This is a genomic window from Paenibacillus aestuarii (genome assembly GCF_027789125.1).
GTDB lineage: Bacteria > Bacillota > Bacilli > Paenibacillales > NBRC-103111 > Paenibacillus_E > Paenibacillus_E aestuarii.
This window is the reverse complement of the sequence record NZ_JAQFVF010000021.1, coordinates 17,497-33,930: the sequence shown is the minus strand read 5'-3', so window position 1 is coordinate 33,930 and position 16,434 is coordinate 17,497. Positions and strand designations below refer to the sequence as shown.

Here is a 16,434-nt window from a genome sequence, read left to right as displayed (position 1 = left end):
GATAGCAATTCAAATTTAAGGAGGAGCGCTTATATGAAAAAGAATTCGAAAAAATGGATTACCGTAGCAGCCGTCAGTACAGTCGCTATGACATCGATTGTGGGCTGCAGCAGCGGAGGCAAGGAAGCTGCTTCATCACCTTCAACTGCGTCTACGGCAGCACCGTCCGCAGCAGCAACGGCTGTGCAACAGTCCAAACCGCTGGATCTCAGCATTATGCTGCCCATTTTCAAAACCAACTTCCCTAAGGACGACGGTCCGGTGGTCACGGAAATCGAGAAAAGAACGAACACGAACATTCACCTGGAGTGGGTGCCGAACGCCTCCTACACGGATAAATTCAATATCACGCTAGCTTCCGGCAAGCTTCCTAATATTATTTATGTGCCTGATGTCAAAAATCCAAGCTTCGTCAATGCGGCGAAATCCGGTGCTTTTTGGGAAGTTGGAAAATACTTGAAAGACTATCCGACGCTTAGTCAGGCGAACTCCGTCATTATGAACAACTCCTCCATAGATGGCAAAAACTACGGCGTTTATCGTGGGCGCGCACTGGGCCGCAACGGGATCAACTACCGCAAAGACTGGCTGGATGCTGTCGGTCTGCAACCGCCAAAAACGATTGATGATTTCTACAACATGCTCAAGGCGTTCAAGGAAAAAGATCCGGACAAAAATGGCAAGGACGACACGTACGGCATGGTCATGGTGAAATGGACCGGTCAATGGGCAAGCAGCTTCGACATTATGAAGCTATGGTTCGGCGCCCCGAACAAATGGGGAGTCGTTGATGGCAAGCTCGTACCGGAACATCAAACGCCGGAATATTTGGAAGCGCTCAAATTTATGAAGAAGCTATATGACGAAAAGCTGATCAACCAGGATTTTGCCGTATTTGATTCAGCGAAATGGAACGACCCTGTCGTGAACAATCAAGCCGGTGTCATCGTTGACGTTACAGATAATGCGGCGCGTTTGGATGACAAGATTCATCTGACGCTAGCCAAAGACGGTAAAGACAACCCGAACATTCACTACATTGACAATATGATCGGTGTTACTGGAAAAAATGGCCTCAAAGCGCTGCCGACCTCCGGTTTTGCCGGCTTGCTGGCGATTCCGAAGTCGTCCGTGAAATCGGAAGACGATCTGAAGCGGGTGCTGACCTTCCTAGATCAAATGAACACGCCGGAGCTGACTACGATTGCCGGTTACGGTTTGGAAGGTAAGCACTATACGAAGGATGGCGACGCCGTCGTGCCAAGCAAAGATTCAGCTTTGCTGGAATCCGAAGTGGAAGGCTTGAACCAAATGCTGCCATTCATTCCGGAAGATCGCGGTTTGAAAGTCAAACAAACACCGCTGCGCCTGCAAACAGCGAAGATTCAAAAAGAGGCTGAGCAATATATTGTCGCTAACCCGGCTGAGCCTTTCATTTCGCAAGTTTATTCGCAAAAAGGGCAGCAGCTCGACAACATCATTAATGATGCGCGCATCAAATTCATCGTCGGTCAAACGGATGAGGCCGGCCTTAAAGCGGCGTTCGAGACTTGGAAAAAATCGGGCGGGGACGACCTTGTGAAAGAGATGAACGACCTTTATGCAACCGTGAAAAAATAAGGGGTGAGAATCCGGGCACGGGACCCCGGATCGGAGCCGTAGGGCTTGGACGTCAAGTGCTCCAAGGCGGAAAGCCCGGGAGCTTAGATGCCGAAGGATCGGACCCAAGGGCTCAGGGGATCAAGAGTCGAAAGCACCTGAGGACTAAGAGCTCAAGAGCCCCAGAGCCCCAGAGCCCGAGAGCCTAAGTGCCTAAGAGCCCCAGAGCCTAAGACTTTAAGACTTTAAGACCCTAAGCGTCAAAACGCCTAAACTATCTAGAGCTTGACACCCAAGTTTCCCTAATTAGGGGAGCTTGGGTGTTTTATCTTACCACTATCCCCTCGGCTCAGAAAGCAAAGTAAGCTTCTTTGAAAGTAGCCGTTTACCTGCGTATGAAATTGATTCTATTCACGCTCATACCGCAATCACTGCCGCTTGAAAAGTAGTTCGCTCCAACAATTAACCCAGCCCCTTGCAAACGAGCACTCTCTCTACTTACAGCACACATACAACCAGATTAGTTCCCCAGCACTCTAACGAGTTGACGTCGTTGCACAACGCTAATTTCCCCCGAAAGTTCCACATGCCCGACTTAACGTCGCAAAAAACGCTAACTCCCAGTCCGCCACTAGTTTCCAAGCAACCGTCCAAGTTAACGTCGTTATACAACGCTAACTTCCCCCGAAAGCCGCACATGCCCGACTTAACGTCGAAGAACAACGCTAACTCCCAGTCCGCCACTAGTTTCCAAGCAACCGTCCAAGTTAACTTTGTTTTACAACGCTAACTTTCCCCGAAAGCTCCACCCACTTGCCCGCCATAGCATCGCCAGCGACTCGCGAAAAAGTCGGAAAAGTGAGGCAAAATCTCGGAAATTTAACTTCCACCCGCTACATTTACATAATAAGCTGAAAGTTATAATGTCTATGCTTGAAGCGAAACTGACGAAAGGGTTGGTGAAAGCATGCGCCTTAGCACCGTAAAAGCAAGATTCGGTAAAAAGCAGGGCCGGACAGAAGGCGGCAAAGGCCGTTTTTTTAGAAAAAGCCTGATTATGATTTTTATCGTCTCCGGCATCCCGGGACTTATTGTAGGTGCGCTGGTGTATTGGATGGCCGGCGGGCGTGTGGAGAGTGAGCTGCTGCAGCTGCATTACCGGCAAATCGAGCAGCGCTCGCAAAATATTGACGACCAGTTGAGCAACCTGGAGCTGCTGCTTTCGCACTGGGCGTTTGACAACAAGTTCGATTATAGCTTGAACGGCTTCGATTTCGTGAGAAATTTCGAACGGACGCTAGACATCACGCGCACACTTGTTGCCATGCAAGGCTCAAATGCGCTGGTGAAGAAAGCGGAGCTGTATATTGGCGGCTCAAGCTCGGTTCTTTTTAACCCGGAATACACCGCTCTGGAGAACAGCAGTGCATCCGGCGTCTACGATCAGCTGATTCAAGGCAAAAACATGACCTACTGGACGCAGTGGTCTTTTGATAGGAACAACCCGCAAACGAAAGATTTGACGCTTGTCCACCATATCCCCGGCGGCAGCTTGCACCCTTTTGGCGTCCTTGTGTTCCGTTTTGACAACGAGAAAATCGCTAACTTGTTAAAAACGATGATGCCCTACGATGACGGCGAAACGTTCGTGCTGCAAAATTCGGGCGAGCTTTATGTATCTGCAAGCGGAAACGCTTCCAACTCACCGTTCGTCATGGCGCTTCGGGAAAAAATCGCTTCACTCGGCTCGCCAAAAGGCTCGTTTTTTTTAGATTACCAAGGAGCGACCTATACAGTTTCCTACGGCAGCTTGTCGCGCATTGCCGACGACTGGACGTACGTGTCGGCCTCACCGATTACGAGCATCATTTCTCCGGTCGTGTTTATCTCCAAACTTATCATTACAGTGAGTCTAATCGCGCTTCTGCTGGCGGCTCTGTTGTCCTGGCTGGCGTCAAGCCGCATTTATTTGCCGGTTAAGCGGCTCGTCACGCTGCTGGGCAGTTCTACCGCCTCGGCGGGGCAGGCAGACGAATTCACGCTGCTGGAACAGCAGTGGCACACCCTGCATAAGGAAAGCTTGGAGATGAACACCAAGCTGGCGGAGCAGCTGCCGCATGTGCGGGACAGCTTTTTGCACCAACTGCTTCAGGGGTACTTAAACGACTATTCTGAGGAAGAATTGCTGCACCGCATGGAGCGTTTTAAATGGGAAGTAAGAAACCGGTATTTTACCGTGCTGTATGTTCAACTCGTCGGGATGGCGAGCAGAGAAGTCAGAGAAGGAACGTTTCGTCATGGTGACGAGGGGCTTGTAACTTTTGCGGCGGTCAACATGATCGCAGAGCTAGCTGAGCAGCATTTTGAGCAGAGTGATACGCTTAACTTCCATGATTTAACAGTGGGCTTGCTGCTGATCACACCGGAGCATCCGCTCGATACAGCAACGTTCTGTGAGGAATTCACGCAGTCCATCAACCGCATTCTCAAAATGCGCGTAACGATCGCAATCAGCCGAACGGCCTCGCAAATTACCGATGTTCCGCTTGCTTTTGACAGAGCGAAGCAGGCAGTGAGCTACCGCAATGTTGAAAATGTCAACCAAATTATCGAGATGGAGAAGCATGTTCCCGAAGGGGACCCGGCCTCAGAGCCGCAATACCCGTTCACCCTGGAGAGAGAGCTGATTCAGGCGCTTCGCACCGGGCGGGAAGATGATGCGCATGCGATGCTGTCGGCATTTCTTGAGGCGCTCTCTTGCAAAGGGGCCAAAGAGATCGATGTGCAGCAGGGCATGCTGCATGTGCTCGGCAGCGTTCAGCATGCCATCATGGTGTCGGGCATCAACCCTAACCGGTTGTTCAAAGGTGCGAATTTATACGAGCAGCTTTCGCAAATCCGCGAACCGCAGCGTATTCTTGAATGGTTCCAGGAGAAGGTGATTTACCCGTTCCAAAAAGAGCTGGCAGGACGCTCCGATGCCCAAGTCAAGCGCATGATCGAGCAGGCGATGATTTATTTGCAGCAAAATTATATGAATGACATTTCCCTTGATCATTGTGCGGATCATACCGGCACGAATCCGTTCTTCTTGAGCAAAACGTTCAAACAGGTCACCGGCAAAAATTTCATCGACTACTTGACAGAGCTGCGGATGGAAAAAGCGAAGGAACTGCTGCGCGAGTCCGAGATCAAAATCAATGATGTCGCCGATCAAGTCGGCTACCAGCACAGCTATTTTAACCGGATTTTTAAAAAGCTGGAGGGCATGACGCCGACTCGTTACCGGGAGCTGAGCCGAAGTACGTAAATCGCCCAACAATAATGTGATATTCCGTTAAAAAAGTGCAAACAGCCCGGGCGGCCCTGACAATAATGTCTAATTGTAGGCAAGGCAGCGGAGTTCTACAATTGGACGGGAAGAGAGCCCGGAGGCGTAATGCGAGCCCTTCGGGTTTCCTGCTAGATGGGGAAGGGAGAGGAAGACGTTTGGCAACAGAGTTGAAAGTGCAATTGCGCCGGTTAACTAAGGAGAATCATTCGTTCATGCCGGTTGGCATGACTTGGGGCATACCATGGGAGGAAGGCGAGCTGCAGCGGGAGGAGTCGCTGCGCTTAACGGACGCGGGCGGTGAAGGGAACATCCCGCTGCAAAGCTGGGCGACGGCCTACTGGCCGGATGGCAGTGTGAAATGGTCCGCTCATGCGGCGGCTGTCTCGCCGAATCAGACGGAGGCCTTCACCCTGACGAAGGGGGAATCGCCGGCGCCGGATCAAAGCGTTGTCGTCCGTGAAACCGGCGACACGATTACGCTAGACACAGGTGTGATGGTCTGCACCGTGGGCAAAACGGGCTCACAGTGGCTGCGCAGCATCGTTCGCCAAGGAGCCGAAGTGTGCAGCGGAGCGACACTGGTCTGCCTGAAAGAATCACGCACTGAAGTATCTGGAGCGCGAATGTTGAAGGAAGAGCCGTTCGAGAGCCGCATCCACCAGGCTGTGGTGGAGCAGAGCGGGCCTATCCGTGCGGTGGTGAAGCTTACCGGCAGGCATCGGGCTGTGAACGGCTCGCGGGAATGGCTGCCTTTTTCGCTGCGGTTGTACGTCTATGCAGGTTTGGAATCGATTCGGATTGTCCATACGTTTCACTATGACGGCAATCCCAACGAGGATTACATCAAAGGGCTCGGCCTCCGTTTCGCAGTGCCGATGCGAGGCGCCCAATACAATAGGCATATCCGCTTTGCGGGTGACAGCGGGTATTTCAGCGAATCGCCGAAGACGCTGCATACGCGCCGTACGCAGGGGAAATACCGGGAGCTGTTCGAACAGCAGACGCGGGGTGAAAGCGTTGTTTTCGACCCAAGTGAAGACGCTTACTTTCTCAGTTTGCTGGATGATTCGGCCACTTGGGACAGCTTTAAGCTGGTGCAGGATTCATCGGACCATTACAGAATTTGGAAACGGACGAAGGCAGGCTGCAGTTGGGTGAAGGTGACAGACGGCAGCCGGGCTGGCGGGCTTGGCTACGTTGGCGGCGAAGGCGGCGGTTTGGCGGCAGGCTTGCGCCATTTTTGGGAGAAGCACCCCTCCGGCTTGGACGTGCAGGGCACAGCGGGAGCTGAGGCAGCTCTGACTGTGTGGCTGTGGTCGCCTGACGGCGCGCCGATGGATTTGCGCCACTACGATACGGAAACACACGTGGAGTCGTCCTACGAGGGCGCAGAAGAGCTGCGGGCTACCCCGTACGGCATCGCCAACACGAGCGAAATAATGCTCTGGTGCCTGCCGGCAGCGCCGGATTCCGGGCTGCTGGACAGTATGCAGGCGGAGATCCAAGATCCGTCTATGCTCGTCTGCGAGCCGGAGCACTATCATCGCACGCGCGCTTTTGGCTACTGGAGCCTGCCTAACCGGAGTACGGCTGCTGCAACAGCGCTGGAGGAGCGCCTGGACGGCATTATCGCCTTTTATCAAAAAGAAGTGGAACAGCGCAAATGGTATGGCTTCTGGGACTTTGGTGATTATATGCACAGCTATGACCCGGTTCGGCACGTCTGGAACTACGATCTCGGCGGCTGTGCTTGGCAAAATACGGAGCTGGCGCCGAATATGTGGCTGTGGATCATGTTTTTGCGCTCGGGTCGGGGCGATATTTTCCGTATGGCCGAGGCGATGACCCGGCACACGAGCGAGGTGGACGTGTACCATTTCGGCGAATACGCGGGGCTAGGCTCGCGCCATAACGTCGTTCATTGGGGCTGCGGCTGCAAAGAAGCCCGCATCGCGATGGCGGGGCTGCACCGCTACTTCTATTATTTGACCGCTGACGAGCGAATCGGGGATATTATGGACGAAGTGAAGGATTCGGATTTCACGACGGTGAATTTGGATCCGATGCGCGCCTACTTTCCGAAGGATGAACATCCGACGCACATTCGGGTCGGCCCGGATTGGGCGGCGTTCAGCTCCAACTGGATGACCCGCTGGGAGCGCTTTGAAGATACGTCGTATCGGGATAAAATTGCTGTCGGCATCGAGTGCATCAAAGGCGCGAACTACGGCCTGATCTCCGGCCCGACGTACGGTTATGATCCGAAGACCGGCGTGCTGACGCCGCTTGGCGATGATAACTGGGGACGCCATCTGGCGATTTGCATGGGCGGTCCGCAAATATGGTTCGAGCTGGCAGGCATGCTGAAGGATCCGAAGTGGGAAGAAATGCTTGCCGATTTCGGCGTTTACTATAATAAGTCGCAGGAAGAAAAAGACCTGATCACCCATGGCAATATCAGCACGAAGCGTTTTGAGCATCCTGTGCTGAGCTGTGCGATTGTTGCTTTTGGCGCTTATTACAAGCAAGACGCAGAGACAGCGCGCAAGTGCTGGTCGATTCTTCTGGGTAATCCGTTTGCCCAAGTCGATCTGCAAAATGATGCCGTCAAAGTCCTGCACATCGCTGAGCTGGATGAGATTGACTGGATAAATACGAATGAGGCGTCGCAATGGTCTTTGAATACGATCCTCGCGCTGGAATTCATTCCCGATGCACTTCCGGAGGCACAGTGATGATGGAGGAGATGAACCGTTCGCTCATTCCGGCCGGGTGGAAAAGCATCTACTACAATCCGCTGGAATCGCCTGCGGATACGCAAGCTTTTCGCATGGAAGGGGACGGCGCCGTCTCCTTTCCTCAGGGGCGGATGCGGCTGGAGAGCACACGCGACCCGGCGGAAGGCCAACTGGCGAACCTCGTCTACTGGTGTCCGGACGATTTTCCCGCCGATTTGGCGATCGCGTGGGATTTTTGGCCGGTGCGGGAGCCGGGGCTGGCCATCCTGTTTTTCAACGCGCAGGGCACGGGGGGCGAGGATTTGTTCGATCCTGCGCTGGCTTCGCGCTGCGGCATTTATGATCAATATCATCACGGGGATATGAACGCATTTCATATCTCGTACTTTCGCCGGCGCTACATGGAAGAACGACAGCTTCATACGTGCAATCTGCGCAAAAGCTACGGCTTCCATCTGGTCGCCCAAGGCGCAGACCCGATTCCAGGCGTTACCGATGCTGCGGGCCCTTACCGGATGCTAATCGTGAAAATGGGCTCTTCCGTATCTTTTGCCGTCAATGGCTTGACCTTGTTCCGCTGGGAGGACGACGGTTCTACATACGGTCCACTGCTCAAGGAAGGCAAAATCGGGTTCCGCCAAATGGCGCCATTAATCGCCGAATACGCCAACTTGCACATATATGCGCCGTCAGGATTTGCAACCATGAGGAGGTAACATTTATGAAAAGAGTCGTCATGTGCTTTCCCGAAGGGCGCCACAAAGCGCTGACCATGAGCTACGATGACGGTCGGAATGCGGACAAGCGGCTGGTGGATATTTTTAACCGCAATGGCATCAAGGGTAGCTTTCATATCAATTCCGGACTATTCGGCACACCGGATCGGGTGACAGAGGAAGAGGTGCGCTCGCTTTATGCCGGGCATGAAGTTTCGGCGCATACGCTGACCCATCCGACGATTGCCAGATGTCCGCAAGAGCTCCTCGTGCATGAGATCATGGAAGACCGCAAAAATCTGGAACGAACGGTCGGATATACCGTGCGGGGGATGTCGTATCCGAACGGCTCCTACAATCGCCGGATCAAAGCGCTGCTTCCCCAGCTTGGCATTGAATATGCGCGCGTCGTGCCCAGCCACGGCCATTTTGGTATGCCTGAAGATTGGCACGAATGGCAGGCGACATGCCACCATAATCATGACCTGATGAACAAAGCGGAGACGTTTATCAGCCTGCATAAAACGCAGTATTTGTACCTGATGTACGTATGGGGGCACAGCTACGAATTTGACCAGGATAACAACTGGGAGGTTATCGAGCGGTTTTGCGCTTATGCCGGCGGCAGGCCGGACATTTGGTATGCAACGAACATCGAGATCGTTGACTATACAAAAGCTTTTGAGCAGCTGAAGTTTTCGGCGGCTTTGGATTTTGTGTATAACCCCACTGCGCTCAGCGTCTGGCTAGCAGTTGATGGCCAGGCGGTGGAAGTGAAGAGCGGAGAGCAAAAGCCATTGTAGATTACATACAGGAAAGGACCCGAGCCTTGGCATCGGGTTTTCTTACGTAATGTGGACAGCAAGAAAGTTACAGGGCTGCAACAACATGCAAAGCTGAATGGAGGGATGATGCATGCAACAGACGACGCAAAAAGAACCTTATCTGATTGGTACCATCGATATTCAAGCTGCGGGCCCCCGCTGCAAAATGCTGCTCGGCGATCTGAACGGCGACGGTCGGATGGAAATCGTGATGGTGCACCCGGATAACCGTCAGGACGTGCGGTACATTCCCCATCAAGTGCAGTGTCTGACTGCTTTTGATTTGGAGGGGAACTTGCTTTGGCAAACGGGCAAGACGGACCCGGGCGCAGGCGGCCAAGGTTCGGATTACCCGGCGCAAATCGCCGATATTGACGGCGACGGCCGTTTGGAAGTGCTGTGCGTCATGGAGGATCGTTTCTGGATCCTGGACGGTCAAACTGGCAGTGTCAAAGCCGCATATGATCTGCCTGGCGAGCACGCGCATGATTGCATCATTGTTGCTAATTTGACCGGCGGGGCATCGGCGGGAGATATTATTTTGAAAGATCGCTACCACAATATGTGGGCGCTTGATTGTGAATTTAATCTTTTATGGCAGCATAAGGGTAACCCCGGTCATTTTCCTTGGGTGTATGATGTTGACGGCGATGGGTTGGATGAGGTGATGGCCGGTTACGACATGCTCGACCATGACGGCAGTCTGTTGTGGAGCTGCCGGGATTTGGACGATCATGCGGACTGCATCTGGGTCGGCGACGTGAATGGCGACGGCGAGCCGGAGCTGGTGATCGGCGGTAGTGTCACGGTCATGTATGACCGCCATGGCCGGGAGCTCTGGCGCTACGAAGGCTCGATAGAGTCGCAGCATATCGCGCTTGGTCGGTTTCGCAGCGACCTGCCGGGGCTGCAGATCGCCGGTTTGGACCGCCTTGTGCGTGAGGATAACGGCAAAGGCTTGAAAGGAAAGGACGCGCTGTTTCTATTGGACAGTGAAGGGCGGGAGATTTGGAAAGAAGACCGCCAAACGGCAGGCTGGCTGACGATCATTGAGCCTTTGCGCGGTTGGGAACAAGGCGCTGCGGATTATATTTTGGCTTACCGCCGGGGTGGCGGTGTCTTGCCTGCGCTCTATGACGGCGAGATGAACGCGGTCGTGACGTTTCCGCTGGAAGGCTATGCCGTGCATGCGGACTTGTTCGGCAGCGGGAGCGAGCAGGTTATCGTCTTTAATCAGGAGCAAGCGGCCATCTACAGCAGTAAGCCGCATGACCTGAAGCCATCGGGCATCCCGCTGCCACAGCCGAAACGGCTGTCCAGCTCCACGCTGTACCCTGGCGGCGAGGTCACACTGTAGCAGGCCCGGCGCGTCTAGGCGGCGGCTGTAGAGCGGAAAATTTGCTCTACAGATCCATCGCGCCCGAGGCGGCGCAGGCGACTGCCCGCAACAAAAAAGTCTACACAAAAGAGAGGGATACGCAATGTTGCAGCACTATCGATTTGATTTTGGAACGGAAACATGCCCGCCTGTGGAAGGATATACCAAAATAACGCCCAAACACGCATACGAGGCCTCGACCGGCTGCGGCTTCACGCGTACGGAACGCGTCAACGCGAAGGATCGGGTGGAACCGGGCGCGCTGCGCCGGGATTTTTGTATTCCGCTTGATACCGCGTTCCAGGTCGATGTGCCTGACGGCACCTACAAAGTGTCCGTACTGCTCGGGGACGAAATTGCCGACACCGACACGACCATCAAAGCCGGAGAAGGTCGGCTAATGGTGCACAAACAGCGGACACAGCCAGGGCATTTTGTGCGCACGAGCTTCTCCGTGTGGGTCACGGACAGCCGTTTGAAGCTGACGTTCAGCGGGATGGCGCCACGCATCAATGCGCTGGAAATCGATCCGGTCCCGCAAGCATGCACCATTTTCCTCGCTGGCGACTCCACAGTGACGGATCAGCCTGCGGATGGCTATCCTTATGCCGGTTGGGGGCAGATGCTGCCGATGTTCGTCAAAGCGGACGCTGCTGTCGCCAACTATGCGCTCTCCGGGCGCAGTTCGCTAAGCTTCATACGCGAAGGCGTTCTTGATACTATTTGGAGCAAAATCAAGCCGTACGATTACTTGCTTATCCAATTCGGCCACAATGACCAAAAATACGGCGAAGATCGGTATACAGAGCCTTTCACTACATATAAGGAAACGTTGAAGGTTTATATTGACGGGGCCCGGGAGCGGAAGGCTGTTCCGATTCTTGTGACGTCCGTACAGCGCCGGTTCTTTGAAGCGGACGGGACGCTGCGCGATACACACGGCGATTATTTGACGGCTGTGCGCGAGCTGGCGGAGGAGACCGGCGTGCCCCTGATCGATCTGGCTGCAACAAGCAAGACGCTGTTCGAGCAGTGGGGACCGGAGGGGACGAAGGCGCTCTTCATGTGGCTGGCGCCAGGAGAGTTTATGAATTTTCCCGATGGCACGGAGGACAATACGCATTTTCAGCAGCAGGGAGGGATTGAGGTGGCCAGACTCGTTTATGAAGGGCTCAAAGAGCTAAAGCTGAAGCCATTGATGCTATATTTGCGCTAACCTAAAAAAGGTTGAGGCACATGTCCTCAACCTTTTTCATTTATTGGGCAATGACCACAGTATCGCTATCCCCGTCCCAGCTCACTTTCGCGCCGAGCGCTTCGGCGATGAAACGGGCAGGGATCATAGTGAAATCTTTCACCCGTTGTGCGGCTTGCTCTAAAGTGACAGACTTCCCGTTCACAGTCGCTTGATCCGAGCCCAAAGTAAGAACGATCGTCGTATCGCCTTTGGTCACAGTGACGGATTGGGATTGGTCGCCTTCGTTCCAAGTCACCTTAGCGCCAAGCGTTTCAAAAATGCTTCGTGCCGGCACCAGCACGCTGCCGTTGATATTAACCGGCGGCTGCTCGAAATCTTGAACTTTACCGTCAATGGCAACATGGATCGAGGCCGTGCTTTCATTTTGAACTTCAGCTACCAATTTCTCGAATTCGTTTAATGTATCTTCAAAAACTTTCATCGCTTCTTCGATCGGTTTGGCTGTCGACATGTCCACGCCTGCTGCTTTCAACACATCGATTGGCGCTGCAGAGTTGCCTGCCGCCAGGAAGTTGTCCCGGATCCGGTCGACGGCCGGTTGCCCCTCTGTCAGCACTTGATCAGCCAGTGCCGTGGAAGCTGCAAAGGAAGTGGCGTACTGGTAAACATAATAGCCATAGTAGAAATGCGGAATGCGCGCCCACTCCATCGCGATTTGATCATCGGATACCATCGTCGGGCCGTAGTATTTTTTATTGATTTCGAGGTACAGCTTCTTCAGCGTTTCGGCATTTAGCGACTCGCCTTTCTGCGCTGCTTCATGAATCGCGCGCTCAAATTCGGCAAATTGCGTCTGACGGAACATGGTCGTGCGGAAATTTTCCAGGTACTGGTTCAGCAAGTACAGCTTTTCTTGTTTTGTTTTTGCATTGGCATAAAACGACTTGAACATCAAAGTCTCATTCATCGTGGAGGCGACTTCCGCTGTGAAAATCGGATAATTCGAGTTAAGATAATCTTGCTTGTTGTTCGTATAGTAGGATTGCATCGCATGTCCTAACTCATGGCCGATCGTGCTTACAGAATCAAACGTCCCCTCATAGTTCAACAGGATGTACGGATGGGTATCAAAAGTTCCCCATTGGTAGCCGCCGCCTGTTTTGTCATCCGTCGGATAGACATCGATCCAGCCCTTGTCGAACGCGCCTTTCAATACGTTGACGTAAGCTTCGCCCATCGGTTTGAGGCCGTTCAGCACGAGCTGCTTTCCTTCTTCATAAGGGATGTAGCGCTCTTGGTAATTCACAACCGGCGTATAGATGTCATACATATGCAGTTCATCCACACCGAGCAGCTTCTTCTTCACATCCATGTAGCGATGCAGAAGCGGGAGGTTTTTATCCACTGTATCGACCAGCTCGTCGTACACTTTAGTAGGTACGTTGTTCGGGGTTAAAGCCCCTTCCAGAGCGGAGCTGTATTTATGCAAATCGGCATTAATGTTATTGGCTTGTACTTCGCCGCCAAGTGTCTTGGAGAAGGTATCCTGGAATTTGGCTAACGTGCCGTAATAGGCTTCGAATGCCGCTTTGCGCACATCGCGATTTTTGCTTTCCATGTAGGTGATGAAGTTCGAGCGGGTCAGTTGGACCTCTTTACCTTCCTCATCCTTGATCATGGGAAATTTAATATCTTTGGTCAGCATATTGAACGTTTCTTCCGGATTGCTGGACAGAGGCGATGTTTTGGCAAGCGCTTCCTCCATCTCCTTGGAAAGCGTATGAGATTTCGTGCGGACTTTGTCTTCGACGAAGTTTTTGTAGGGTGCTAACTCCGGCGCACGGAGCAGTGTCTTCAGCTGATCGTCAGGAATGGCGTTCAATTCGACGACGAACCAGGCCAGTTTGGAGCCGATGTCGGCGTTAAGGGCGTCGGCGCCATCAGCGAGCGTTTGCATATCGGCGTTACCGTTGTTGGCGTCCAGATTGAGGTGAGCGTACACGTATGTTTTATCCAAAATCCGATTTAACTCGGAGAAATCTTCCAGCGCTGTTTTCAGTTCCGAAGCCGACGTGCCGAGCTTGCCTTGATGCTTGGCGGTGAAAGTGGCCGTCAGGTCACGGACTTTTTTTAAATCGGCATCCCAAGCCTCTTTCGTGGCGTAAATGTCTTCGGTTTTCCATTTATACTGGGCAGGGATGTCGGCTCTAGAGGTGTAGTTCGGCTTCGCTGCAGCAGGGTCAGCCGCTGCGAGTACAGGTGCTGCGTTAAGAGGAATAAACGGTGTAGATAAGGCGGTTACCGCAATGGTAACGGTCGTGATGGTGTTCAGCCATTTCTTTTTCATGAACGATCTCCTCTCAATCTAACTTGTAAACGATTTGTAAAAACTTCCAACCACCAACATCATACAATAGACCAAGCGTCTCGACTAGTAGGGAGATACAAAAACGGCTAAAAAAACCAGCAAATAAAATTGCTGGTTTTTGGCTAGGAGCTTTGGTTGGATTTGCCCTGTATCTTAGGCACTTATTTTGTGATTGATTTTGTGACTGGGTGATTTGATCATTGGTTAATTAAGCCTGAATCGGAAGACTCAGCAAGCTTCTTCTCGTCCAGCTCCAACACAATCGGGCAGTGGTCGCTGCCGAGAATGGCCGCGTCGATCCGGGCGTCTACAAGGGACGGGGCGAGGCGGGCCGACGCAAGGAAGTAGTCGATGCGCCATCCGACGTTCCGTTCCCGCACTTTGGGCATGTTCGACCACCACGTATACGCATCGGTCTGGTCAGGATAGAAGTGACGGAATGTGTCCAGGAATCCGGCATCCAGCAGCCGGGTCATCTTGTCGCGTTCTTCCGGCGTGAAGCCGGAGTTGGTTTTGTTCCCTTTGGCATTCTTGAGATCGATCTCCTGGTGAGCTACGTTCAGATCTCCGCAGACGACGACAGGCTTAAGCGCATCCAGTTGCTGCAAATAGCTGCGAAAGCGCTCCTCCCAATCCAATCGGTAATCGAGCCTCGACAGATCGCGCTTGGCGTTCGGCGTGTAGACTGTGACCAGATAGAACTTGTCAAACTCCAGCGTAATGATCCGGCCTTCAGGCTCGTGATCTTCCTCCAAGCCGTAACGTACTGTCAGTGGTTTTATTCTCGTAAAAACAGCGGTACCGGAGTACCCCTTTTTCTCGGCATAATTCCAGTACTGCTCATAGGTGCTGTCAATCTCCATCGTAATTTGCCCATCTTGCAGCTTCGTCTCTTGAAGGCAAAACATATCGGCATCCATTTGCGCAAAATAGTCGTTGAATCCTTTATTCACACAGGCTCTGAGCCCGTTGACATTCCAGGAAACCAGCTTCATGTCCATCATCTCCTTGCGGCGTTTCTCTTAAACTAGTATAACACATATGTTGATGATTAGACGTGCATGTGGAAAGAGCCGGGGATTGCTCCCAGGCTCACTCGGCGTCTTTTAGGGCATGACAACGACAAGATTCCCATCCTTCATGCTGACATCCAGGCACGCCAGCCTTGCACTCGGGACGTTATGGCAGCGTCCGGTATGGACTTCGAACGTCCAGCCGTGCATCGGGCACACCAGTTCCCCATCTTCGAGCTCAACCGTGTCGCCAGCGTGCGGACATCTGCGTGACATCAGTGTGTAGCTGTCATCCTCTTTCATCAGGAAATAGGGTTTGTTATCGACGAGGATCTCGGCCGGGAATTGGGCGAATTGTTTCACCTCGCCGAGTATGATCTCTTTCATAGATGGACCTCCTTCCGGGCACGGTTTTATACAACAACTCCAAGTATACGCCAGATCAGCCGCAGACGAAAATGTACTCAGCTGTAGGAGATTGTCCGTGGCTCTGCAGCACCTCGCCGAATACAGTAGCAGGGAGGAAGGCGTGTACGGAGGAGGAACTTATGATGCGGAAGATAGCGAGTAAATGGACCAAATTCGAAGTCCTGTTAAAACATTCCGGCGTCGCGAAGCATATCCCTGCCATGCGCAGGTTCAGTGAGGCCAATCTGCAAGCAATGCTGAACCAGTTTTCTTTTGTCGTTGCGAAACCAATTATCGGAACAGGCGGCCATCGTGTAGTCAAAATTCAAAAGCAAAAAAACGGATACTTGCTGCATGAATCCGGAACGAGACGAACGCTTGGCAGTTGGCGTGAGCTGCTTGGCCATATGAACCGGATCCGCCAGGGGCGCCCTTTTATGCTCCAGCAAGGGATCCATCTGACGACCATAAGTGGAAGACCTGTGGACTATCGCGTGAAGTTGGAGCGAGTCGGGAAATCCTGGGTCATCCGGGCCGTCGTCGGCCGGCTGGCGCGCCCAGGGCTATTCGTGACCAACCTGCATCAAGGCGGCACGCTGCTGGGAGGCAGACAAGCACTGCGGCGTACGTTTCCGGCATCGCTGGTCAAATCCAAAATTGACACGATGGTGGGCGTGGCCCGTACCTCGACGATGCTGCTTGAAGCCCGGTATCCGGGGATCGGGCTGCTCGGTTATGATTTTGGCATTGACCGGCAGGGCAATGTGTGGATTTTTGAGGTGAACACGAATCCACAGTAGGGGGTGGATGTGAAAAGTCCGAGTGTGCCTGATAGGCGGCTCGGGCTTTTTTGTTGCA

Annotated in this window: 11 protein-coding genes; 8 read left to right on the top strand and 3 right to left on the bottom strand. The window is 53.0% G+C overall.

What is annotated here, in order from left to right; genetic code table 11:
• Positions 1-33 precede the first annotated feature (33 nt).
• The 7 genes from O9139_RS06705 to O9139_RS06675 all read left to right on the top strand — a co-directional run bounded on the left by O9139_RS06705 (position 34) and on the right by O9139_RS06675 (position 11,805).
• Positions 34-1,620, top strand: coding sequence for an extracellular solute-binding protein (locus O9139_RS06705; protein ID WP_270878688.1), 1,587 nt, complete (start codon positions 34-36; stop codon positions 1,618-1,620).
• Positions 1,621-2,566: 946 nt separating this feature from the next.
• Positions 2,567-4,909: a helix-turn-helix domain-containing protein gene (locus tag O9139_RS06700; protein ID WP_270878687.1), complete on the top strand. Its 2,343-nt coding sequence runs from the start codon at positions 2,567-2,569 to the stop codon at positions 4,907-4,909.
• A gap of 179 nt (positions 4,910-5,088) precedes the next feature.
• Positions 5,089-7,668: an exo-rhamnogalacturonan lyase family protein gene (locus tag O9139_RS06695; protein WP_377524415.1), complete on the top strand. Its 2,580-nt coding sequence runs from the start codon at positions 5,089-5,091 to the stop codon at positions 7,666-7,668.
• Entirely contained in the window at positions 7,668-8,387 is a 720-nt protein-coding gene (locus tag O9139_RS06690) for a DUF1961 family protein (RefSeq protein WP_270878686.1), read from the top strand. Before O9139_RS06695 ends, O9139_RS06690 begins: the two co-directional genes overlap by 1 nt.
• A 5-nt stretch (positions 8,388-8,392) precedes the next feature.
• Positions 8,393-9,190 (top strand): polysaccharide deacetylase family protein, encoded by a 798-nt coding sequence (locus O9139_RS06685; protein WP_270878685.1) that lies wholly within the window; start codon positions 8,393-8,395, stop codon positions 9,188-9,190.
• A gap of 112 nt (positions 9,191-9,302) precedes the next feature.
• The gene (locus O9139_RS06680) at positions 9,303-10,568 is read left to right on the top strand and encodes an FG-GAP-like repeat-containing protein (protein WP_270878684.1); all 1,266 of its coding nucleotides are present in this window, start codon (positions 9,303-9,305) and stop codon (positions 10,566-10,568) included.
• 124 nt (positions 10,569-10,692) lie between these two features.
• Positions 10,693-11,805, top strand: a complete 1,113-nt coding sequence (locus O9139_RS06675; protein ID WP_270878683.1) for a rhamnogalacturonan acetylesterase — start codon at positions 10,693-10,695, stop codon at positions 11,803-11,805.
• Positions 11,806-11,845: 40 nt separating this feature from the next.
• On the opposite strand, the gene pepF is transcribed toward O9139_RS06675, so the two are convergent.
• The 3 genes from pepF to O9139_RS06660 form a co-directional block, all read right to left on the bottom strand.
• Positions 11,846-14,134, bottom strand: a complete 2,289-nt coding sequence (gene pepF / locus O9139_RS06670; RefSeq protein WP_270878682.1) for an oligoendopeptidase F — start codon at positions 14,132-14,134, stop codon at positions 11,846-11,848.
• Between the two features lie 218 nt (positions 14,135-14,352).
• On the bottom strand, positions 14,353-15,150 hold the full coding sequence (locus O9139_RS06665) for an exodeoxyribonuclease III (RefSeq protein WP_270878681.1): 798 nt from the start codon (positions 15,148-15,150) through the stop codon (positions 14,353-14,355).
• Between the two features lie 111 nt (positions 15,151-15,261).
• The gene (locus O9139_RS06660) at positions 15,262-15,555 is read right to left on the bottom strand and encodes a Rieske (2Fe-2S) protein (RefSeq protein WP_270878680.1); all 294 of its coding nucleotides are present in this window, start codon (positions 15,553-15,555) and stop codon (positions 15,262-15,264) included.
• A 161-nt stretch (positions 15,556-15,716) separates the two neighbouring features.
• Between O9139_RS06660 and O9139_RS06655 the strand changes: the two genes are divergently transcribed.
• Complete coding sequence (locus O9139_RS06655) at positions 15,717-16,376, top strand: YheC/YheD family protein (protein WP_270878679.1); 660 nt, start codon at positions 15,717-15,719, stop codon at positions 16,374-16,376.
• Positions 16,377-16,434: the final 58 nt, after the last annotated feature.